Genomic DNA, 21,343 nt, shown 5'->3' with positions numbered 1-21,343 from the left:
CTATTGATACCGCGGAGCCGTCACTTTTCGCCTACTAAACGTTGGGTGGCGGCTGTACGCAGGTTAGTAGGCCGGTCAATAGGAAAACCGGTGCACCCGAAGATGCCCCACGCACAGCCACCATATTCAGCATCCGGCAAAGTACCGAACATGAGCATGAACGCTATGCGCCTATTGATCCGGGCTACTAAACCCGATCACTGATGAGCAGTGACGGGCCGAAGACTAGCCACCGGATTTGGCAGGCGCAAGCGAGCGAAATGATCTAGGAAATGTCCTGCAAATGAAAGGGAACGGGCCTGCTGGCACTCTGATTTTCTTGTGGGAAAACTTACCATCGGGTGGGAATTCAGCACCGCCAAGATCGCAGCCTTCGGCAGCTCCTACAGGACCGAGCCTGCCGCAAATGCCGCGCAGACCCCGACGCCGCAATCCAGCGCCTTATGCAAATCCCCGTAGGAGCTGCCGAAGGCTGCGATCTTTTGATCTTTTGATCTTCGCTCAGCGCTTGTTCAACCCTCGCGCCAACCGATCCCCGCCCAGTTGAATAATCGCCACCAACACCACCAGCAGCACAATCACCGTCAACATGATCTGGCTGTCAAAGCGCTGATACCCATACCGATACGCAATGTCCCCCAGCCCGCCAGCGCCAATCGCCCCGGCCATGGCCGAGGAGTTGGTCATCGTCACCAGCGTAATGGTGAAACCGCCAACAATCCCCGGCAGCGCCTCAGGCAGCAGCACATGCCAGACGATGTGCCAGCGCCGGCAACCCATCGCCTGGGCCGCTTCGATCAAGCCGTGATCGACCTCGCGCAAGCTCACTTCGGCAATCCGCGCGAAGAACGGTGTGGCGGCAATCGTCAGCGGAACAACCGCCGCCCACACGCCGTAAGTGGTGCCGACGATCAACCGCGTAAACGGAATCAACGCCACCATCAGAATCAAAAACGGAATCGAACGAAACAGGTTCACAAACCCGCCCAACACGCGGTTCAGCAGAGGCGCTTCGTAAATGCCGCCCTTGTCGCTGGTGACCAGAATCACCGCCATCGGAATGCCCGCCAGCAGCGCGATCAGCGACGACACGCCGACCATCAAAAAGGTGTCGATAAAGCCCTGAAGCAAGCGATCAAACCACATAACCCAGCACCTCCACCTGTTGCGCCCAGTTGCCGGCGCGCTGACGCAGTTCCTCGGCGTTCAGGGACGATCCAGCCACCGCCAACAGCAATTGCCCCAGCGCATGCCCCTGAATCCGTTCCACGCCGCCCTGAAGCAAACGCACGCGGCCGCCAAGGGCGGCGAACAGCGCGGCCAGATCCGGTTCGTCGGTGGCGCTGCCGGTGAATTGCAAACGCAGCACAACCGCCGCATCCGAAGAATGGGGTTGCGAGTGCAAACGGCTTTGCAGTTCTTCCGGCAAGGCGTGTTGCAGCGGCGCGAGTAAAGTCTTGCTGACCTCATGCTGCGGATTGCCAAACACCTCCCACACCGGCCCTTGCTCGACGACGCGCCCATGTTCGAGCACCACGACGCGGTCGCAGATATCGCGGATCACCGCCATCTCGTGGGTGATCAGTACGATGGTCAAACCCAGACGCTGATTGATCTCACGCAGCAGGCCGAGGATTGATTGCGTGGTCTCGGGATCGAGCGCCGAAGTGGCCTCGTCGCATAGCAAAATTTCCGGGTCGTGCACCAACGCCCGGGCGATACCGACGCGTTGTTTCTGCCCGCCGGAAAGCTGCGCCGGGTAGGCCTTGTGCTTTTCTTGCAGGCCCACCAGTTCCAGCAGTTCACGGACCTTCTGTTCGCGTTTGTCCTTAGGCACACCGGCGACTTTCAGCGGCAACTCAACGTTCTGCCAAACGGTCTTGGCCGACATCAGATTGAAGTGCTGGAAGATCATGCCGATCCGCCGACGTAGCGCCACCAAGCGGTCTTCATCGAACTCACCAATGTCCACCTGATCAATCAGCACGCGCCCGGTGCTCGGTTGTTCCAGGCGATTGATGGTGCGGATCAGCGACGACTTGCCGGCGCCGCTGCGGCCGATGATGCCGAACACCTCACCGCGCTGGATCGCCAGGTCGATGCCGTGTAACGCCGCCACCGGACCTTGCTGACCGTTGTAGGTTTTGCCCAGGCCGATGAAGCGCACGTGAGCGCGGTTCAGGTCCGGGTGCAGTTCGGCTTGTGCGGCTTGATGGGGCTCTGGAATATCCAGTCGCCGTTGGATCGCGGCCGTCATGCTTAGCTTTCCCAGCCGGCTTGATACAGCTTGCCGTGGGCCTTATCCAACGCCGCACGCACGGCTGGCGAATGCTGGTAGATGTCGACGAATTTGATCAGGCGCGGATCGGTTTTGCTTTTTGGCTGGATCACGAACTGGATCACGTATTCCTTGTGATCGAGGCCGTCGAACAGCAGCGCAGAGCCGGCATCAAAGGTCTTCGCCAGACGAATGTAGGCCGGGTAGCCCTGGACCAGATCGGCGTCGTCATAGGCGCGCACCAGTTGCACGGCTTCGACCTGGAGGATCTTGATCTTCTTCGGGTTGGCGATGATGTCTTCTTCGGTGGCCTTGTAGCCGACCCCCGGTTTCAGCGTGATCAAACCAGCCTTGGCCAATAATTGCAGGCCGCGACCGCTATTGATCGGGTCGTTGGCGATGGCGACGCTGGCGCCTTGCGGCAGCTCGTCGAAGCTTTTGTATTTCTTCGAGTAGAGACCGACGTTGTTGATGATCCCCGGGGCAAACGGCACCAAGTCAAAACCGGCGGCAGCCTTGGCGTTTTCCAGGAATGGGACGTGCTGGAAGTAGTTCACGTCGATGTCGCCGGCGGCGAGGCTGACGTTCGGGGCGATCCAGTCGGTGAACTCCACGAGTTCGACTTTCAGGCCTTGCTTGGAGGCTTCTTCGACGGCGGCTTCCAGCGGGATGGCGAACGCGGCGGTGGTGCCGACCTTCAGCGGCGCGTCGGCGGCGAAAGTGATGGAGCTGAAGAGGCCGAGGGCCAGGGCCAGTGCTTTGACTGGGTGAGAGAGGTAGTGCTTGGTCATGATGGTTATTCCAGTCAGTGCATTAAATTTTGGGTGTTTGGTCAGGCCTCTTCGCGGGCAGGCCTCGCTCCTACAAGGGCAGAACGCATCCTCCTGTAGGAGCGAGGCTTGCCCGCGAAGCTTTTAGCGGCGGAACGCTGCGCCCGTGTGTTGCTCCGGCAAATGCGCTTCACCGTGAAACAGCTTCTCCCGCAGGCTGCCGCTGTCGTAAGCGGTCTTGTACGACCCACGACGCTGCAACTCCGGAATCACCAAATCGATGAAATCCACATAGCTTTCCGGCGTGACGATCCGTGTCAGGTTGAAGCCATCGAGGCCGGTTTCGGCGATCCACGATTCCAGTTCATCCGCCACTTGCTCTGGGGAACCGACCACGGTGATGTAGCGGCCACCGAGGGCGTGTTGTTCGAGCAATTTGCGCCGGGTCCAGTCGTTGTTTTGCAGGTTCCTGGTCGCCGACTGGATCGCGTTGCTTTTCACGTACTGGATCGGTTCGTCGATCTCGTACTGAGAAAAATCGATCGCGGTAGACGCCGAAAAATGCGCCACGCCGGCCTCGGCACTGGCGTAGCTCAGGTACTCGGCGTGCTTCTTCCAGGCAAGCTCCTCGGTGGCGCCGACAATCACGTTCAAACCCATGAACACCTTGATGTCCTCAGGGTTGCGCCCAGCCTCGACGGCGCTGGCGCGGACCTTGTCCACTTGCACCTTGGTCGACGGTTTGTTCTGGCCGCTGATAAACACGCACTCGGCATGACGCCCGGCAAACAGCAAACCGCGATCCGAACTGCCCGCCTGGAACAGCACCGGCGTGCGCTGCGGCGACGGTTCGCACAGGTGATAACCCTCGACCTGATAGAACTCGCCCTTGTGCTCAACCTTGTGCACTTTCTCGGGTTGGGCGTAGATCCGCTGCTTGGGATCGTTGAGCACCGCGCCGTTTTCCCAGCTGCCTTCCCAGAGTTTGTAGAGCACTTGCAGGTACTCGTCGGCCTGGTCGTAGCGGCGGTCGTGCTCGACCTGTTCGCTCAGGCCCATGGCCTTGGCGGCGCTGTCGAGGTAGCCGGTGACGATGTTCCAGCCGACCCGGCCGCGACTCAAATGATCGAGAGTCGACATGCGCCGAGCGAACAGATACGGCGGCTCGTAGGTCAGGTTGGCGGTCAGGCCGAAACCCAGATTCCTGGTGACGGCAGCCATGGCCGAGACCAGCAGCAGCGGGTCGTTGACCGGCAGCTGGATCGACTCTTTCAGCGGCACGTCCACCGAGTTCTGGTAGACGTCGTACACGCCGACGATATCCGCGATGAACAAACCATCGAACAGTCCGCGCTCCAGCAGTTGCGCCAGCTCGGTCCAGTATTCGATGGTTTTGTATTGGGTGGACGTGTCCCGTGGATGCGTCCACAGGCCATGGTTGATATGCCCGATGCAGTTCATGTTGAACGCGTTGAGCAGCATCTTCTTTTTCGCATCAGCCATCAGATGGTCCCCCGCAGTGGCGGGTTTTCATCGTTGAGGTAGTAATTGCCCACGGCGTGATATTTCCAGCGCACCGGGTCGTGCAGCGTGTGCACCCGGGCGTTGCGCCAATGGCGATCCAGACCGTGTTCAATCAGGGTTGCCTGGCTGCCGGCGAGTTCGAACAACGTGCTGCCGGCGGCGAGGGAGATTTCGGTGCTGATGGCCCGGGCTTCGGCGACGGCAATCGAGGCGGCTGCCACGGTTTCGGCGTTCATCTCGGCCTGGGCCTTGTCGAGGAATTCGCCGGAGCGCTCCAGCAAGGCTTCCGTTGCGTGCAGTCGAATGGCCAAGTGGCCGAAGCTCTTGATGGTCAGCGGATCGTCGGTGGCTTTTTCGTGGGTCGCGTCGATCCACGGCCGGGTTTTAGTGCGCACGAAATGCAGGGCATCTTCGTAAGCCGCGCGGGCGATGCCGGTGTCGATGGCGGCGTGAAGAATCTGCGCCAGAGGACCAACCGTGGTCGGGCGTTCGAAAGCGCTTTGAAACGGGATCACATCGTCGGCGGCGACGTACACGTCTTCGAACACCACCGAACCACTGCCGGTGGTGCGCTGACCGAAGCCGCTCCAGTCGTCGATCACCGTCAGGCCTTGGCTGTCGCGCGGCACGAAGGCCAATTGCTGCACGCCGTGTTCATCCACGACTGAAGTCGGGATTCGCTGGGCGTAAATCGCGCCCGTGGCGTAGAACTTGCGGCCGTTGATGCGGTAGCCGTCGCCGTCGCGAGTCAGGCTGGTAGCGCGGTCATGAGCCGTTTTTGTACCGAGTTCAGCGAGGGCGTTGCCGAAACGCTGGCCAGCCAAGACTTCCGCGTACAGGCGTTTTTTCTGTGCTTCGCTGCCATTCACCCGCAGCACTTCGAGGGCGTAGAAATGGTTCTGCGGGATTTGCCCGAGGGAGCCGTCGGCCTGGGCGATCAGGGCAATCACTTTGGCCAGGGTGACGTTGGACACGCCAGCACCGCCGTATTCTTTTGGCACGCTGATGCCCCAGAGGCCTGAGCGGGAAAACACTTCCAGTTCCGGGTGCGGCAAACGGCGTTCGCGGTCGCGCAGGGCGCTGTCGCGTTTGAAGTCTTCGGCCAGATCACTGGCGACGATCAGGGCTTGCTCATCGCTGGTTATGACCGCGACGTGGTGAGAAAGAGTCATGTGTTTCTCCAGAGGTCTGGTCAAATCCAGGAGTGGCGAGCGGGCAGCGTGCCGTTGAGGTGATAAGTGCCGACAGCGTGGTATTTCCAGCGCACCGGGTCGTGCAGGGTGTGCACGCGGGCGTTGCGCCAGTGACGGTCGAGGTTGAATTCGGCGAGGGTGGCGCGGCTGCCGGCCAGTTCGAAGAGTTTTTCGCTGGCCAGCAACGAGATCTCGGTGGTCAGCACTTTGGCTTCGGCCACGGCAATCGAGGCGCGGGCGGCGGATTCGGCGGTGAGTGGCGCGGCGTTGACCTGATCGAGCACTTGCCCGGCCTTGCGCAGCAGCGCTTCGGCGGCGTGCAGTTCGATTTTCAGTTTGCCGATGTCGGCGATCACGTAGAGGTCATCGCTGGCCCGTTCGACCTTGGCGTCGATCCATGGCCGAGCGCGGGTTTTGACGAATTCGATGGCGTCATCGATGGCGCCGCGCGCGATGCCGGCGTCGATGGCTGCTTGAATCAATTGCGACACGGCGCCCTGGATGTTCGGGTTGTCGTTGATCTTCCAGTTGTCCACCACCAGCTCGGCGTCGACCCGCACGTTGTTGAGCAAAATGGTGCCGCTGGCGGTGGTGCGTTGGCCGAAACCGGACCAGTCATCCACGATGCGCAAACCCGGCGTGCCACGGCGCACGAAGGCCAGCACTTGCTTGCCGTCATCGTTCAACGCCTTGACCGCCACCCAGTGGGCGAACAGCGCACCGGTGGAATAGAACTTCTGGCCGCTGATGACGAAACCGTCACCGTCAGCCGTAATTCTCGCCTTGAGTTCGAGGGTGTTTTTGGTGCCGCGCTCCGGCCCGGCATTGCCGATGCGCCAGCCTTCGAGCACGCTTTTGAACAGCTGTTTTTTCTGCGATTCCGTGGCGCTGCCGAGGACCAGATTCAGGATGCCGAACTGGTTCTGCGGGATCTGCCCGAGTGCCGGATCCGCCGCGGAAATGATCGCGAACACATCGGCGATCGTGACGAACGAAACCTGCGGGCCACCGTACTCGCGCGGGATGGCAATGCTGCCCAGGCCGCTGCGGGTGAACTGTTCGATTTCCGACCACGGCAACTTGCGCTGCTGATCACGTTTGGCCGCTTGCAGGCGAGCGGCTTGCGCCAACTCATGGGCAGCCTTGATGGCTTGTGCGTCGTTGCGCAAAACCTGCGCGGGCAACAACAGGGGGGCGATATCCAGATCACTCTGGATGGTGGCTTCTGCCAGACTGGACATCAGTGCCGCTCCTTGGCTGCACGCAATGCCCTGGCGTTCTGCACTGGGGTGATTGTGTTCCGGACCATACCTACCTCACATCTCATGGAAACGCCGCGATGGTGGCGGCGAATGAATATCAAGAATGTCCGGTGGTCCGGTGTATATACCCTAAGCGTGTATAAATAATTAATAAACTAACTTTTGGGAATATGCATAGAAGAGCGTCTGTCCGTAGGGCAACAGTTGTTTGTGGGGCAACAGCTGACGCGTGGACTGAGGTCGGCAGGGTCCCCTGTGGGAGCGGGCTTGCTCGCGAAGGCGGTGTGTCAGGCAACTTTTATTTCGACTGACATGGCCTCTTCGCGAGCAAGCCCGCTCCCACAGGAGGGCGGTGGTGATTTCATTTTTTGCGGGGTTCTGCTGCCTTCAGTTCTTCTTTCAACGGCGCTTTGAGGTAGGGATTGGCGCAACCGATCTTCAACATCCGCGGCGGCGCCCAGCGCGAGTTGTTGCCCACCCGGTCGAGGATGCAATAGGTCACTTCCAGGCGCAGGTCTTCGCCGGCTTCGAGAATGATCGCCGGCGGCACCCAGACCTGGATCGGCTTGCCGATGTCGCTCGCCCTGAGCTTGGGCAGGTCCATGCGCACATCGCCCCACTGCAGGGTGATTTCATCGTCGACGGCCATGTTCAGGTAAGGCTCGATGGTCAGCGGGACGCCGCGTTTGATCTGGTTCGGGTTGACCCCTTGGCGGCGAATGGTGTCGGGGAGGTTCACCGGGGCCAGGCTCTGGTTTTCGTCGCCGGACAGCGCGGGCGACTCGCCGCCGGGGCAATCGAGTTTGATCTGCACCCGCGTGGTCGGCGACAACGCCGGGTCTTGCCCGACTTGCATGACGCGGTAATGGACGTGCGAGGTGCCATTGATGACAAAACTCTCGGGCACGCGCAGATGCACGGGTTGATTGACGTCGTCGATGATCAGGGCTTTTGAAGCCACGTAGCAGTCGTCCCAATAGAGTTCGATCAGATCGCCTTCGTCCATGCCGCGGTAGGGCGCTACCGCGATCAGCAAGTGGGCGGCCGAGGTGATGTTGATGCCGCTCCGGTGGGATTGCGCCAGGGTGGGGGCCGCAAGTTCGGTTTTGTTCGAGGTGCTTGTCATGGGTTCTCTCCTTGAAGCCTTGCAGCGAAGTCCGTTTCTGGAAGTTCAAGAGGCGTTAATGATCGAGCAACAAAATGTTCGTTATGTGTACGTATTGATAACGATTGAGTTGGGCGGTCGACGCCTGTTGGAGACTAGATAAGAGTGCGCTGGAATAGGTGTCAATAGAGTTTGTTAGTTGCGGGTTGGATTCGGTGTTAATCAGAAATGTCCTACGTGGCGCAGTTAATAAACGCCATTGCGCTGTCGAACTTTACCTTGGTTTTTCCCGGTTTGATGCGGCGGGTGCGGCGATGCATTGAGCCGCCGTTGTCTGGATGCATGATTGATTTTAGGATGAATGATTCTGTTGCAGAACATATATATGTACCGCGTTTAGAGAATCGAAGTTGTATAGATTGGAAAGGAGGCGGTGGTTGCGGAGTTTTTAAGTCGGAGGGTAAATGTCACTTCCTTCCATGGAAGTTAACAAGTTTTAAATGGGAGTTTCAGTTGTGTGCGTTATTCAGGAACTTGCTAAGGAACTGCTTCGTCCGTTCTTCTTTCGGATTGGCAAATAGTGCCTTGGCTTCGCCCTGCTCGACGATCACACCCTTGTCGAAAAACACCACGCGGTTCGCCACGTCCCGGGCAAAGCCCATTTCGTGGGTGACGATGACCATGGTGCGATTCTCTTCGGCGAGGCTGCGGATGGTCGCCAGTACTTCACCGACCAATTCCGGGTCGAGTGCCGAGGTGGGTTCATCGAACAGAATCACTTCCGGCTCCATCGCCAGCGCCCGGGCAATCGCCACACGCTGTTGCTGACCACCGGACAGGCGTCGCGGGTAAGCGTCTTCCTTGCCCGCCAGGCCAACCCTGGCCAACAGTTTTTTACCCAGGGCCACCGCTTCGGCGTGGGGGATCTTCTTCACGATGATCGGGCCTTCGATCACGTTTTCCAGCGCCGTGCGATGCGGGAACAAGTTGAAGTTCTGGAACACGAAGCCCACGTGCTGGCGCAGACGTCGCACCAGGCCTTGCTGCTGGTTCAGCGGGCGGCTGCCATCGATTTCGATGTCGCCGACCTTGATTCGGCCGCTGGTGGGTTCTTCGAGGAAGTTCAGGCAACGCAGGAACGTGGTCTTGCCCGAGCCGCTTGGCCCGATAATCGCCACGACCTCGCCTTCCTTCACTTCCAGATCGATGCCGTTGAGCACCACTTGACCCTTGAACTGCTTTGTCAGTTTTTCCACGACAATCATTGGGTCAGGACTCCTGGTCGTGCCGATTGACCCGCTCTTCCAACTTGTTCTGCAGGTGCGACAGCACCGTGGCCAGAATCCAGTAGATCAGGGCGGCGGCCAGATACATGGTGAAGATTTCGAAGGTGCGGGCGGTGATCAATTGCGCCTGGCGGAACAGCTCCGGCACCTGGATGGTGGCGGCCAGCGCCGTGTCCTTGACCAGCGAAATGAAGCTGTTGCCCAGCGGTGGCAGGGCCGTGCGCATCGCTTGCGGCAGGATGGCCCGGCGCAGGGTCTGCGCGCGGGTCATGCCGATACTCGCGGCGGCTTCCCACTGGCCACGCTCGATGGAGCTGATTGCGGCACGCAGGATTTCACAGGCGTAGGCGGCCATGTTCAGCGAGAAGCCGATCAGGGCCGCTGGCAGCGGGTCGAGTTCGATGCCCAATTGCGGCAAGCCGTAATAGATCACGAACAGCTGCACCAGCAACGGTGTGCCGCGAAAGAACGACACGTAGATGCGGGCCAGCCAGCTCACCGATTTGAAGCGTGACAAGCGCATCAACGCCAGGCCGAAGCCCATCACCAGGCCGAAGAACATTCCGCCCAGGCTCAGGATGACCGTGTAGTACGCGCCCTTCAGCAGGAAGGGCGCGGAGTCCAGCGCAAGTTGGAAAGCTTCTTCCATTATTGAGTGACGTCAGCGCTGAAGTATTTTTCCGAAAGCTTTTTCAGCGTACCGTCGGCACGCAGCTTGTCGATGGCCTTGTTCACGGCAGCCAGCAGCTCAGGCTCGCCTTTGCGCAGGGCAATACCGGCTTCCTGGCGGGAGAACGCTTCGCCGGCAGCGGAGGTGTCCTTGGCTTTCTTGGCGTATTCGAGGGCGGCGAGGCGGTCGATCAGAATGGCGTCGGTGCGGCCGTTACGCAGGTCTGCGAACTTGCTCGGATCATCTTCATAGGTGCGCACGTCAGCGGTCGGCACGTTGGCTTTGACCCATTGCTCGTAGTTGGTGCCCAGGCCTACGCCGACTTTCTTGCCACCCAGGTCGGCGGCCGTCTTGATGTTCAGCTCCGCAGCCTTCTTGGTCAGCACCAGCGCCTGAATCCCGGAAACGGTGTACGGCTCGGAGAAGTCATACTTCTTTTTGCGTTCTTCGGAGATGGTCACCTGGTTGATCACTGCGTCCAGACGCTTGGATTCCAGCGCCGCGAGGATGCCGTCCCATTTGGTCGGTTGCAGTTTGACCTTCACGCCCAGCTCTTTGGCCAGGGCTTCGGAGAACTCGACTTCGAAGCCGGCCAGTTTGCCGTCGGCGTCGACGAAACTGAACGGTGGATAAGTGCCTTCCAGGCCGACGTTGATCACGCCTGCGTCCTTGATTTTTTGCAGTTGCTCACCGGCAACCGCTTGCCCCAACAGGCCGGCGCTCAATGCCAGGCCCAGCGAACCTACCAGCAGGTTTCGACGTAGTGCGGAAAAATTCATGACAAGCCCCTGTGTTTTCTTATGGAAGACGCTATTAGGAATGTTGGCAAAATCGGGATTTGAACGATTGCGATATCCTGCCCTAAAGCAGCTTATGCGTCTCGCGCCAAATTCGCCTGCGGCGCGACTATATGACGGCTTTGTTAGATAGGAAAATACTAAATATTGATTTTGTTATTCTTTTATAGAATATGTATTGTCTTTGGAAAAAATCGCAGCCTTCGGCAGCTCCTACAGGGGATCGGCGTGCGCCCGTAGGAGCTGCCGAAGGCTGCGATCTTTTGATCTTGTTTGGTTACAGAAAATCTTTATAGGCAAACAACGCCGGCGCCCCGCCGGTGTGCAGGAAGATGATCGGGCCGTCATCAAAACGCCCGCGGCCGATGCCATCGAGCAACCCGGCCATGGCTTTGCCGGTGTACACAGGGTCCAGCAGCAAACCTTCCTGACTCGCCACCAGCTTCACCGCCGACAGCGTCCCGGCATTCGGCTCGCCATAACGCGGGCCGAAGTATTCATCCCACAGTTCAACCTTGAAACGCTTCGGCAGGCTCACACCCAGCAGCTCGGCTGTGCGTTCGGCCAGGCCCTGAACTTTGGGCCGCTGATCTTCTTCGCTGCGGGAAACCGTCACGCCAATCACTGGCAAATCCGGGAGTACTTCATTCAAGGCCAGCGCCAGACCGCTGTGGGTCCCGGCACTGCCCGAGGCCAGCACCACGGCGGCGAATTGCAGGCCGGTGTCCTTGATCTGTTCCGCCAGTTCCAGGCCCGCACGCACATAACCCAAAGCCCCCAAGGCATTGGAGCCACCAATCGGCACCACGTACGGCTTCTTGCCGTTGTTGCGCAGGCGATCGGCCAAGGCTTGCAATTGGTCGTCAGCGTTGTCGAGGTTCTCCACCAACTCGACCTTGGCATCGAACAGGTCCAGCAGCAGCCGATTGCCGTTGCCGACATAGTTGGCGTCGTCGGTGCCCAGCGGATTTTCCAGCAGCGCTACGCAACCCAGGCCCAGTTTGGCGGCGATGGCGGCGGTCTGGCGCACGTGGTTGGATTGCAGCGCACCGGCGGTGATCAACGTATCGGCGCCCTGAGCCAGCGCATCGGCGGCCAGGTATTCGAGTTTGCGCAGCTTGTTGCCGCCCATGGCCAGCGGCGTCAGGTCATCGCGTTTGACGTACACATCGCGGCCCAGCCAGGTCGACAGTCGTTCGAGTTTTTCCAGGGCGGTGGGATGGCCGAGCAGGTCGAGGCGATTAAAGCGGGCAAGCGATTGTTTGATCATGGGTCCGTACTGGCGGGGAGAGATGTCAGGACTATAGGCACGCCTATTTGTACGGGCAACCGTCAATCGCTTATATCCGAATGTATTGATCCCAGCACAATTGGTTCTTAATTCGGCTCCAAGCCCTTGCCGTAAAGTAATCGCCGTCAGTGCGGCCAGACAGTCCGGCCGCCCGTGAGGAGTTTTTACCGTGAGCGAGCGTTCCAGCCATTGGCAATTGCAGACCATCGTCAGCCAACTGCGCACGGCGCGTGATCAATGGCGTGCACAAAACGGCCGCGCCAGCGGCGAGCAGGGCGGTCGCGAGTTGCCGTCCCGGGCGGCGATGGCGGAGATTCTCGAAGCCCTGTGCGGTGCGTTGTTCCCGATGCGCCTGGGGCCGGTGGATTTGCGTGAGGAGAGTGAAGACTTCTACGTCGGCCACACCCTCGATGTCGCGCTGAATGCATTGTTGGCTCAGGCGCGGCTTGAGCTGCGTTATGCCGCTCGCCACAGCGACCAGGCTGACACTGAAGTCGAAGCCAAGACAATCCAGATCATCCAGGACTTTGCCCTCGCGCTGCCGGGGCTGCGCAATCTGCTCGACACCGACGTGCTGGCGGCCTATCACGGCGACCCGGCGGCCCGCAGCGTCGATGAAGTGTTGCTGTGCTATCCGGGAATTCTGGCGGTGATTCACCATCGCCTCGCCCATCATTTGTACCGCGCCGGGTTGCCATTGCTGGCGCGGATCAGCGCGGAAATCGCCCACTCCGCCACCGGCATCGACATTCATCCGGGCGCACAGATTGGCCGCAGCTTCTTTATCGATCACGGGACGGGTGTGGTGATTGGCGAGACGGCGATCATTGGTGAGCGGGTGCGGATTTATCAAGCGGTCACCCTGGGTGCCAAGCGTTTCCCGTCGGATGAGGACGGGCAGTTGCAGAAGGGCCATCCACGGCATCCGATTGTCGAGGACGATGTGGTGATCTATGCCGGGGCGACGATTCTGGGGCGGATCACCATCGGCAAGGGTTCGACCATTGGCGGCAACGTGTGGCTGACCCGTAGCGTGCCGGCGGGGGCCAACCTGACGCAGGCGAATTTGCAGCATGATGATGGGACGCAGAAGTAAGCATCAGTTAGATCGTTGTTTAATCTGAGAGCCACACCTCACCCCAACCCTCTCCCCAGGGGGGAGAGGGGAAAGGGAGCCGATCTCTGTTGCTTTCAAATCCTGAGTTCGGCTCGATAGTTCAGGTCGATGTAGCTCAACTGAACACCTCGGTCAGTCCCCTCTACCCCTTGGGGAGAGGGTTAGGGTGAGGGGTGGCTCTCAAGGTTGATCGAGATACTGGCAATTAGCTCCTTTCTCAATGAACGAATCCTCCAAACCCCGCGTCATACCCTTCCTTGAGCTAGCGTAGGAAAGCGACCGCCGAGCCCTGCGATTAGTCCTTAGCACGCTATTCATGTTTAACTTGAACGCTCATTCAAGTTAAACCGCCGGTTTGCTGCCCGCTCACAACAGGAGGCTTGCCCTTGCCGAGTCCGTTACTGATTGCCCTGTTTCACCCCTTTGAGGCGCACTGTTCATGAGTGCACCGTCCACCCCTCCCAGCGGCCAGGTCCGCATGAATCCGCCGGTGTTCTACTTCGCGGCGGGTTTCATTCTGTTGTTCGGCATCGTCGTCATGGCCATGCCCAAACAGGCCGGGGCCTGGTTACTGGAAGCGCAAAACTGGGCGGCCAACACGGTCGGCTGGTATTACATGCTCGCGATGACCCTGTATCTGGTCTTCGTGGTGGTCACCGCGTTGTCTGGCTACGGCAAGATCAAACTCGGTGCCGACCACGACGAACCCGAATTCAGTTACCTGTCCTGGGCCGGCATGCTGTTCGCCGCCGGGATCAGCATCACGCTGTTCTTCTTTTGCGTGTCCGAACCGCTGACGCACCTGGCGCAACCGCCCCAAGGCACCGCCGGTACGCCGGAAGCGGCGCGGCAGGCGATGCAGATTCTGTTTCTGCACTGGGGCCTGCATGGCTGGGGCGTGTTCGCTTTCGTCGGCATGGCGCTGGCCTACTTTGCCTATCGCCATAACCTGCCTCTGGCCCTGCGTTCGGCGCTGTACCCGCTGATTGGCAAGCGCATCAACGGCCCGATCGGCTACGCGGTGGACGGCTTCGGCATCATTGCCACGGTGTTCGGCCTCGGCGCGGACATGGGCTTCGGGGTGTTGCACCTCAATTCGGGGCTCGACTACCTGTTTGGCATCGCCCACACCCACTGGATTCAGGTCGGCCTGATCACGCTGATGATGGGCGCCGCGATCATCGTTGCGGTGTCCGGCGTCGATAAAGGCGTACGGGTGATGTCCGACATCAACATGCTGCTGGCCTGCGCGCTGCTGCTGTTTGTGTTGTTCGCTGGCCCCACGCAGCACCTGCTCAACACCCTGATCCAGAACATCGGGGACTACCTCGGCGCGTTGCCGATGAAGAGTTTCGACCTCTACGCCTACGACAAACCCAGCGACTGGCTGGGCGGCTGGACGGTGTTCTACTGGGCCTGGTGGATTGCATGGTCGCCGTTCGTGGGCCTGTTCATCGCCCGGATTTCCCGGGGCCGGACCATCCGTGAATTCGTCTTCGGCGTGCTGCTGATTCCGCTCGGTTTCACCCTGGCGTGGATGTCGATTTTCGGCAACAGCGCCATCGATCAAGTGCTCAACCACGGCATGACGGCGCTCGGTATGTCGGCCATCGATAACCCGTCGATGACCTTGTACCTGCTGCTGGAAACCTACCCGTGGAGCAAAACCGTGATCGCGGTCACGGTGTTTATCAGCTTCGTGTTCTTCGTCACGTCCGCCGACTCCGGCACCGTGGTGCTGTCGACGCTCTCGGCGAAGGGCGGCAACCCGGACGAAGACGGGCCGAAATGGCTGCGGGTGTTCTGGGGTGCGATGACGGCATTGGTGACCAGTGCGCTGCTGTTCTCTGGCAGCATCGATGCGTTGAAATCAGCCGTCGTGCTGACCTCGTTACCGTTCTCGATGATCCTGCTGCTGATGATGTGGGGGCTGCACAAGGCGTTCTATCTGGAGTCGCAGAAGCAGATTGCGCAGATGCATTCCCTGGCACCGGTCTCCGGTTCCAAGCGTGGCGGCTGGCGTCAGCGTTTGAGTCAGGCGGTGCATTTCCCGTCGCGGGATGAGGTCTATCGCTTCCTCGAAACTACGGTGCGTCCGGCGATTGAAGAAGTGACGGCGGTGTTCGTCGAGAAGGGTTTGAACGTGGTCGCTCAGCCGGACCCCGCGAACGACAGCGTCAGCCTGGAAATCGGGCATGGCGAGCAACATCCGTTCATCTACCAGGTGCAGATGCGTGGCTACTTCACGCCGTCCTTCGCCCGTGGCGGCATGGGTTCCAAGCAACTCAACAACCGTCGCTACTACCGCGCCGAAGTGCATTTGAGCGAGGGCAGTCAGGACTACGATCTGGTGGGTTACACCAAGGAGCAGATCATCAACGACATCCTCGACCAGTACGAGCGGCACATGCAGTTCCTGCATTTGGTGCGTTGATCGGGAGCCGGTGGCGCCTAGGTTTTGCTCAGCACCATGAACAGAACCAGCGCCGCCACCGGCACGCTGAACACCACCGTGCCGACCACCAGCTCCGAACTCACGGACTGGCCGGCCGTGACCACGCCGACTGCACCGTTGATCACCGTCAGCGCCAGCCACAGGACGACGAAACTGTAGGTCAGCGTCTGGCGGCTGAAGCCGATTCGCTCGCCGATGTACAGCATCAGCGCCAGCAGGACCAGGCCGAAGAAAATGATGATGGTGGTGTGCATGGTGTGTTCCGTCCTTTAGAGGTGTGGTGCCTGTTCGTGCGCCTTCGCGGGCAAGCCTCGCTCCTACAGAGTACGCGTAACCCCTGTAGGAGCGAGGCTTGCCCGCGAAGGCGTCCTTACTGACTCACGCGAAGCAAATCATCAATTCCGATCCGCTTGGCAAACTCGATCCGCACCCGCTCCGACACTTCCAGCACCTCAGCCGCGCCATCCCCGACAAAATCGATCACCGAGCGCGCCGGCCGCGAGCCATGGGGCAGGCCGACAATGCGCACGATGTCATCGGCCACCGCTTGCGGATCGGCATCGTCCGGGGTCAATGCACTCAATCGCTCGCCGACTTTATCCATCACCCCGTCATATCGAGCATAGGCGTCACTGCGCGCGACGTCGGCCGGTTTGCCGGCGCTCGGGAAATGATCGGTGCCACGGGTGAACGCACCGGGCACCACGATCGAGGTTTCGATGCCGAAGCGCGTCAGTTCGTAGGACATGCTCACCGCCAGGGAATCCATCGCCGCTTTCGCTGCGCCGTAAGGCCCCAGGAACGGTGGGAAACCGCCCTTGGTCGTGGTGCTGCTGATCCACAACACCAACCCCGAGGCCTGCGCGCGCATCTGCGGCAACACCGCGCGGCTGACCCGATGGGCGCCGTAGAAATTGCTGTCGAAGACTTTCATGATTTCTTCGGCGGTGAAGGCTTCGCTCGGGCCGATGACCAGGTGCCCGGCGTTTTGCATCACCACGTCCAGACGACCTTGTTCTTTGACGATCGTCGCCACCGCTGCGTCGGCCGAATCCTGGGACAACACGTCCAGCTCCAGCGGATGCAACTCAACATTCTGTTCCTTGGCCCACTGGCGAACGCCGTCGGCCCGCGTGGCGTTGCGTCCGTTCACGTCACGCATGCTGGCGTAAACGATGTGCCCGGCCCGGGCGAGGGATTCGGCGGCGAGTTTGCCGATACCAGTACCGGCGCCCGTGATGAGAATGACTGATTTCATGAGGTTGACCTCTTGCGCATTTAAGCAGGGTTTGGTTTCAGGCCCGACGGGGAAGGTGTTGTTGCACGGCGTGGGACAACCAGCCGGCGAAGGAGCCGATGGCGCCAGCGGCACCCAGCTCAGTGAAGCTTTCCAGTGACGGCTCCAGGTGCGAGGCGAAGTAGGCAATGAGGCCGAGGAAGTAGGCGACGATGTTGTTCATCACCTTCAATCCCCGCAGCGACACCACAATCATCGCCACGACAAACACCACGAGCGGCAGCGCAAACAGGCCAAGGCTTGGCGCCAATGCACCAATGCTCGGTGCCGCGCCCATGCCGAAGGCGATGCCCATCAGCACGCAGCCGAAGTTCACCAGACCGTCGCGCAAGGTCAGGCCGCGGCTGAAAAACGCCACCCAACCCACAAACATCGCCCAGACCGGCAGAGTCAACAGCAGGCTGGAGCCCGCAGCCAGAGCGGCGGTGGCCGCCGCCACCACGGTGAACAGCGTGAACATCAGTTTTGACTGCCCGGTGCGAACGGGGGTGTTGGCGGGGTGGCTCATCTTCTTTGCTCCTTCAACCTTGCGCTGTGGGGTTCAGGTGACGGGGGCTCAGACGAGGCCGCCGTTGACGCGCAGGATTTGCCCGTTGACCCAGCCCGATTCAGGGCCGACCAGGAAGGACACGACGCGGGAGATGTCTTCTGGCTGGGCCAGACGTTCCAGCGGAGCCATCTTGGCGAAGGTCTGGATCTGCTCTTCGCTCTTGCCGTGCAGGAACAGGTCGGTGGCGACCGGGCCCGGTGCGACAGCGTTGACGGTGATGTTGCGACCGCGCATTTCCTTGGCGAACACTTGGGTCAGGGATTCCACCGCCGCTTTGCTGGCGATGTACACCGCGTAACCCGGCAGGTTCAGGCCGACGGTGCTGCTGGAGAAGTTGATGATCCGACCGCCGCTGTTCAGGCGAGTGGCGGCTTCACGCAGGGCATTGAACGTGCCGCGGGTGTGGATGTTGAAGTTCTGGTCGAACAGTTCGTCGCTGTGTTGGGCCAGTGGCAGCACCTTGAGGATGCCGGCGTTGTTGATCAGCACGTCGACCTTGCCCAGTTGCGCTTCGGTCTCGTCGAACAAACGGCGAACGTCGTCGGCACTGGAGACGTCAGCCTGGATCGCTATGGCCTGGTGGCCGGCCTGACGCAATTCAACCACCAGTTTCGACGCTTCGGTGGCGCTGCTGGCGTAATTGATGGCGACGGCAAAACCTTCGCTGGCCAGTTGTTTGGCGATGACCGCGCCGATGCCGCGGGAGGCGCCGGTGACGATGGCTACTTTCGAAGTTTGAGTGGTCATGGCGATGAATCCTTATGAAGTGGTGAACGTGTTTGTTCGGGGTGAGGCCAGATTCACATGTTTACTCAAGGCGATAAATGCACGAGAGTTGCCTTGACTGTTCAATAATCGCCAACAATCGAATACCAGGAGCTGAACGTGGATCAAGTCAAAGCGATGAAGGTGTTCGTGCGCATCTACGAGCGCAGCAGCTTCACCCTGGCCGCCGATGACCTGGGTCTGCCACGGGCCACGCTGACCCATACGCTGAACCAGTTCGAAGCCTGGCTCGGCACGCGCCTGCTGGAGCGCAGCACACGCAAAGTGCGTCCGACGCTGGATGGCGAGGCGTATTACCTGCGTTGCGTGCAATTGCTGGCGGAGCTGGAAGAAGCCGAACTGGCGTTTCGCGGCGTGGCGCCGAAAGGGCGGTTGCGCGTGGATTTGCACGGCACGTTGGCCAAGCACTTTGTGATCCCGGCACTGCCGCAATTCATGGCCCGTTATCCGGACATCGAGCTGTCGATCAGCGAGGCCGACCGTTTTGTCGACCTGATCGCCGAAGGTGTCGATTGCGTACTGCGCGCGGGCACGCTGAGTGACTCGGCATTGATCGGCAAACGCGTGGCCAACCTGCGCCAGATCACCTGCGCCAGCCCCGCGTACCTGCGCAAATATGGCGAACCGAAAAGCCTCGACGAGCTGAAACAGCACCGCGCGGTGAACTACGTGTCGCGCACCACCGCCAAGCAGTTTCCGTTTGAATTCATGGTCGATGGCGAACTGCAGGAACTGACGATCGACGGCTCGGTGTCGGTGTTCGGCGCGGAGATCTACGCGGCTTCGGCGATTGCGGGGCTGGGGCTGATTCAATGCCCGCACTACCGGATGGAAGCGCTGATCTCCCAAGGCCTTGTGCAGGAAATTCTCGCCGACATACCACCACCACCGATGCCGGTTTCAGTGCTGTATCCGCATAACCGCCACATGTCGCCACGGGTACGGGTGTTTGTGGATTGGTTGGGGGAAGTGTTTGCGGGGGCAGTTTGAGCAACTCAAGATCAAAAGATCGCAGCCTTCGGCAGCTCCTACAGGTGTACGGCATTCCAATGTAGGAGCTGCCGAAGGCTGCGATCTTTTCAGGATGCGTACAAGGCTCATGCGTGTTGGCTCTCTGGCCTGCAGCACGCCCAGACTCCAACCCTCCCTCGTCGTCGCTCGTGCGTAGATCGCTATCAAGAGCTTGCACGCTACTTTCCTTGTGCAGACCGCTTTGAATGCTTGATTTTTCAAGCGGCTTCAGACGCTGTGACAAGGCATTTCTGGCTGCGTGTCAGGGCCGTAACCCGCTAAAAATCTCCATACCATGTGGTACGGAAGATGGCTGGTTATGAAGTATTCTTTAGAACGGCGTTGAGCGTGGTTTTTGGCGATTTTCGGTGAATTTTGGTTAGATCAGCGAGCGTTTGAGGCGGTACGTACTAATACCTTGAAAACGTACACTTCATGCGTCGTTTTAGAGCGATCCAGGAAAAATGTGAAACGTTTCAGCAATCCGTCGAACACGAGGTTGGCGTGGCAATTCTTGGGCGTATGCTTGGGGGCGCATTTGTTATCGAGAGTAGTTGAAAACAGAGTAAGAGCCAGTCTTGGCGCCACAAGGCCAGGCAATCGATTTGTGTAACACCGTTCGCGAGCAGGCTCGCTCCCACAGGAGAATGCTTTCCAAATGTGGGAGCGAGCCTGCTCGCGAAGAAGTCGACACCATTTCAAAACAGACAAGAGAGGATTCGATGACTTACACCGCTGCCGAAAACCGCTATGACTCTATCCCGTACCGCCGCGTAGGCCGCAGCGGGCTGGTGCTGCCGGCACTGTCCCTGGGGCTGTGGCACAACTTCGGCGACAGCACGCCGATCGACACCCAGCGCTCGTTGCTGCGAACGGCGTTCGACCTGGGCATCAACCATTTCGACCTGGCCAACAACTATGGCCCGCCGTACGGCAGCGCCGAAATCAACTTCGGTCGCCTGCTGCGTGAAGACTTCAAGCAGTACCGCGACGAACTGATCATCTCCAGCAAGGCCGGTTGGGACATGTGGCCAGGCCCTTACGGCCAGGGCGGCGGTTCGCGCAAATACGTGCTGGCCAGCCTTGACCAGAGCCTGCAACGCCTGGGCCTCGATTACGTGGACATCTTCTACTCCCACCGCTTCGACCCGGACACCCCGCTGGAAGAAACCGCCAGCGCATTGGCCACCGCCGTGCAACAAGGCAAGGCGTTGTACATCGGCATCTCGTCCTATTCCGGGGTGAAAACCCGTGAAATCGCCGCGCTGTTGCAAGAGTGGAAAGTGCCGCTGCTGATTCACCAACCGGCCTACAACCTGCTCAACCGTTGGGTGGAAAAGGATCTGCTGGATGTCACCGACGAACTCGGTGCCGGCGTGATTGCTTTCACACCCTTGGCCCAAGGTCTGTTGACCGACAAATACCTCAACGGCATTCCGAAGGACGCGCGGGTCAACCGTCCGGGCGGCGGTTCGTTGCAGGAATCGCACCTGTCAGAAGCCAACATCGCCCACGTACGCGGGCTCAACGAAATCGCCAAGCGTCGCGGCCAGAGCCTCGCGCAACTGGCGCTGGCCTGGACCCTGCGCGACCCGCGCGTGACCTCGGCCCTGATCGGCGCGAGCCGGCCGGAACAGATCATCGAGAACGTCGGGGCGTTGGAGAACTTGAGCTTTAGCGCGGAAGAGCTGGCGGAGATCGATCGGTTTGCCCAGGAGGGCGGGATCAATCTTTGGGAGAAGCCTTCGACGGCTGAGTGATTCTCGGAGTGGGGTGGGTCAGTTAGAGTCACCCCTCACCCCAGCCCTCTCCCCAAAGGGGAGAGGGGGAAAGGGAGCCGATCTTCATGCTTTTCAAATCCTGAGTTCGACTCGGTTTTCAGGTCGATGTAGATCCAAGAACACCTCGGTCAGTCCCCTCTCCCCAAAGGGGAGAGGGGGAAAGGGAGCCG

Annotated in this window: 19 protein-coding genes; 4 read left to right on the top strand and 15 right to left on the bottom strand. The window is 60.0% G+C overall.

The annotated features are described in order from the left end of the window. Window positions 1-501 precede the first annotated feature (501 nt). The 11 genes from HB680_RS30735 to HB680_RS30685 form a co-directional block, all read right to left on the bottom strand. Window positions 502-1,146: a methionine ABC transporter permease gene (locus tag HB680_RS30735; RefSeq protein WP_213942044.1), complete on the bottom strand. Its 645-nt coding sequence runs from the start codon at window positions 1,144-1,146 to the stop codon at window positions 502-504. Continuing rightward, window positions 1,136-2,257 carry an ATP-binding cassette domain-containing protein gene (locus HB680_RS30730; RefSeq protein WP_213942043.1) on the bottom strand — a complete coding sequence of 374 codons (1,122 nt, stop codon included), beginning with the start codon at window positions 2,255-2,257 and terminating at the stop codon, window positions 1,136-1,138. The genes HB680_RS30735 and HB680_RS30730 overlap by 11 nt, the downstream gene beginning before the upstream one ends. Window positions 2,258-2,259: 2 nt before the next feature. Continuing rightward, complete coding sequence (locus HB680_RS30725; protein ID WP_213942042.1) at window positions 2,260-3,069, bottom strand: MetQ/NlpA family ABC transporter substrate-binding protein; 810 nt, start codon at window positions 3,067-3,069, stop codon at window positions 2,260-2,262. Window positions 3,070-3,192: 123 nt separating this feature from the next. Then, window positions 3,193-4,551, bottom strand: coding sequence for an LLM class flavin-dependent oxidoreductase (locus HB680_RS30720; protein WP_213942041.1), 1,359 nt, complete (start codon window positions 4,549-4,551; stop codon window positions 3,193-3,195). Continuing rightward, entirely contained in the window at window positions 4,551-5,744 is a 1,194-nt protein-coding gene (locus HB680_RS30715) for an SfnB family sulfur acquisition oxidoreductase (RefSeq protein WP_213942040.1), read from the bottom strand. The genes HB680_RS30720 and HB680_RS30715 overlap by 1 nt, the downstream gene beginning before the upstream one ends. Window positions 5,745-5,764: 20 nt before the next feature. Continuing rightward, the gene (locus HB680_RS30710; RefSeq protein ID WP_213942039.1) at window positions 5,765-7,006 is read right to left on the bottom strand and encodes an SfnB family sulfur acquisition oxidoreductase; all 1,242 of its coding nucleotides are present in this window, start codon (window positions 7,004-7,006) and stop codon (window positions 5,765-5,767) included. A gap of 382 nt (window positions 7,007-7,388) precedes the next feature. Further along, window positions 7,389-8,153 (bottom strand): hypothetical protein, encoded by a 765-nt coding sequence (locus HB680_RS30705; protein ID WP_213942038.1) that lies wholly within the window; start codon window positions 8,151-8,153, stop codon window positions 7,389-7,391. Between the two features lie 488 nt (window positions 8,154-8,641). Continuing rightward, a complete protein-coding gene (tcyN, locus tag HB680_RS30700) occupies window positions 8,642-9,397 on the bottom strand; it encodes an L-cystine ABC transporter ATP-binding protein TcyN (RefSeq protein ID WP_213942037.1) in 756 nt (251 codons plus the stop codon). Between the two features lie 4 nt (window positions 9,398-9,401). Continuing rightward, window positions 9,402-10,067, bottom strand: coding sequence for a cystine ABC transporter permease (gene tcyL, locus HB680_RS30695; protein ID WP_054047827.1), 666 nt, complete (start codon window positions 10,065-10,067; stop codon window positions 9,402-9,404). Next, on the bottom strand, window positions 10,067-10,867 hold the full coding sequence (tcyJ, locus tag HB680_RS30690; protein ID WP_213942036.1) for a cystine ABC transporter substrate-binding protein: 801 nt from the start codon (window positions 10,865-10,867) through the stop codon (window positions 10,067-10,069). The genes tcyL and tcyJ overlap by 1 nt, the downstream gene beginning before the upstream one ends. A gap of 295 nt (window positions 10,868-11,162) precedes the next feature. Next, a complete protein-coding gene (locus HB680_RS30685) occupies window positions 11,163-12,155 on the bottom strand; it encodes a D-cysteine desulfhydrase (protein ID WP_213942035.1) in 993 nt (330 codons plus the stop codon). 190 nt (window positions 12,156-12,345) lie between these two features. Between HB680_RS30685 and epsC the strand changes: the two genes are divergently transcribed. Both epsC and betT read left to right on the top strand, forming a co-directional pair. Then, window positions 12,346-13,272: a serine O-acetyltransferase EpsC gene (gene epsC / locus HB680_RS30680; RefSeq protein ID WP_213942034.1), complete on the top strand. Its 927-nt coding sequence runs from the start codon at window positions 12,346-12,348 to the stop codon at window positions 13,270-13,272. Between the two features lie 499 nt (window positions 13,273-13,771). Beyond that, the gene (gene betT / locus HB680_RS30675; protein WP_177331475.1) at window positions 13,772-15,727 is read left to right on the top strand and encodes a choline transporter BetT; all 1,956 of its coding nucleotides are present in this window, start codon (window positions 13,772-13,774) and stop codon (window positions 15,725-15,727) included. A gap of 17 nt (window positions 15,728-15,744) precedes the next feature. Here the strand turns inward: betT and HB680_RS30670 are convergent, their stop codons facing one another. The 4 genes from HB680_RS30670 to HB680_RS30655 form a co-directional block, all read right to left on the bottom strand. After that, on the bottom strand, window positions 15,745-16,002 hold the full coding sequence (locus HB680_RS30670) for a hypothetical protein (RefSeq protein ID WP_163907718.1): 258 nt from the start codon (window positions 16,000-16,002) through the stop codon (window positions 15,745-15,747). A gap of 116 nt (window positions 16,003-16,118) precedes the next feature. Then, on the bottom strand, window positions 16,119-17,006 hold the full coding sequence (locus tag HB680_RS30665; RefSeq protein WP_213942033.1) for an SDR family oxidoreductase: 888 nt from the start codon (window positions 17,004-17,006) through the stop codon (window positions 16,119-16,121). A gap of 37 nt (window positions 17,007-17,043) precedes the next feature. Further along, window positions 17,044-17,553: a DUF1097 domain-containing protein gene (locus tag HB680_RS30660; protein ID WP_213942032.1), complete on the bottom strand. Its 510-nt coding sequence runs from the start codon at window positions 17,551-17,553 to the stop codon at window positions 17,044-17,046. Window positions 17,554-17,601: 48 nt separating this feature from the next. Further along, complete coding sequence (locus tag HB680_RS30655; protein WP_213942031.1) at window positions 17,602-18,342, bottom strand: SDR family oxidoreductase; 741 nt, start codon at window positions 18,340-18,342, stop codon at window positions 17,602-17,604. A 138-nt stretch (window positions 18,343-18,480) separates the two neighbouring features. Here HB680_RS30655 and HB680_RS30650 point away from each other — a divergent pair, with 138 nt between their 5' ends. Then, complete coding sequence (locus HB680_RS30650; RefSeq protein WP_213942030.1) at window positions 18,481-19,371, top strand: LysR substrate-binding domain-containing protein; 891 nt, start codon at window positions 18,481-18,483, stop codon at window positions 19,369-19,371. Window positions 19,372-20,114: 743 nt separating this feature from the next. After that, a complete protein-coding gene (gene mgrA, locus HB680_RS30645; RefSeq protein WP_213942029.1) occupies window positions 20,115-21,152 on the top strand; it encodes an L-glyceraldehyde 3-phosphate reductase in 1,038 nt (345 codons plus the stop codon). Window positions 21,153-21,343: the final 191 nt, after the last annotated feature.

The organism is Pseudomonas sp. dw_612, assembly GCF_018449725.1.
Classification (GTDB): Bacteria; Pseudomonadota; Gammaproteobacteria; order Pseudomonadales; family Pseudomonadaceae; genus Aquipseudomonas.
This window is presented reverse-complemented; position numbering and strand designations above follow the sequence as displayed.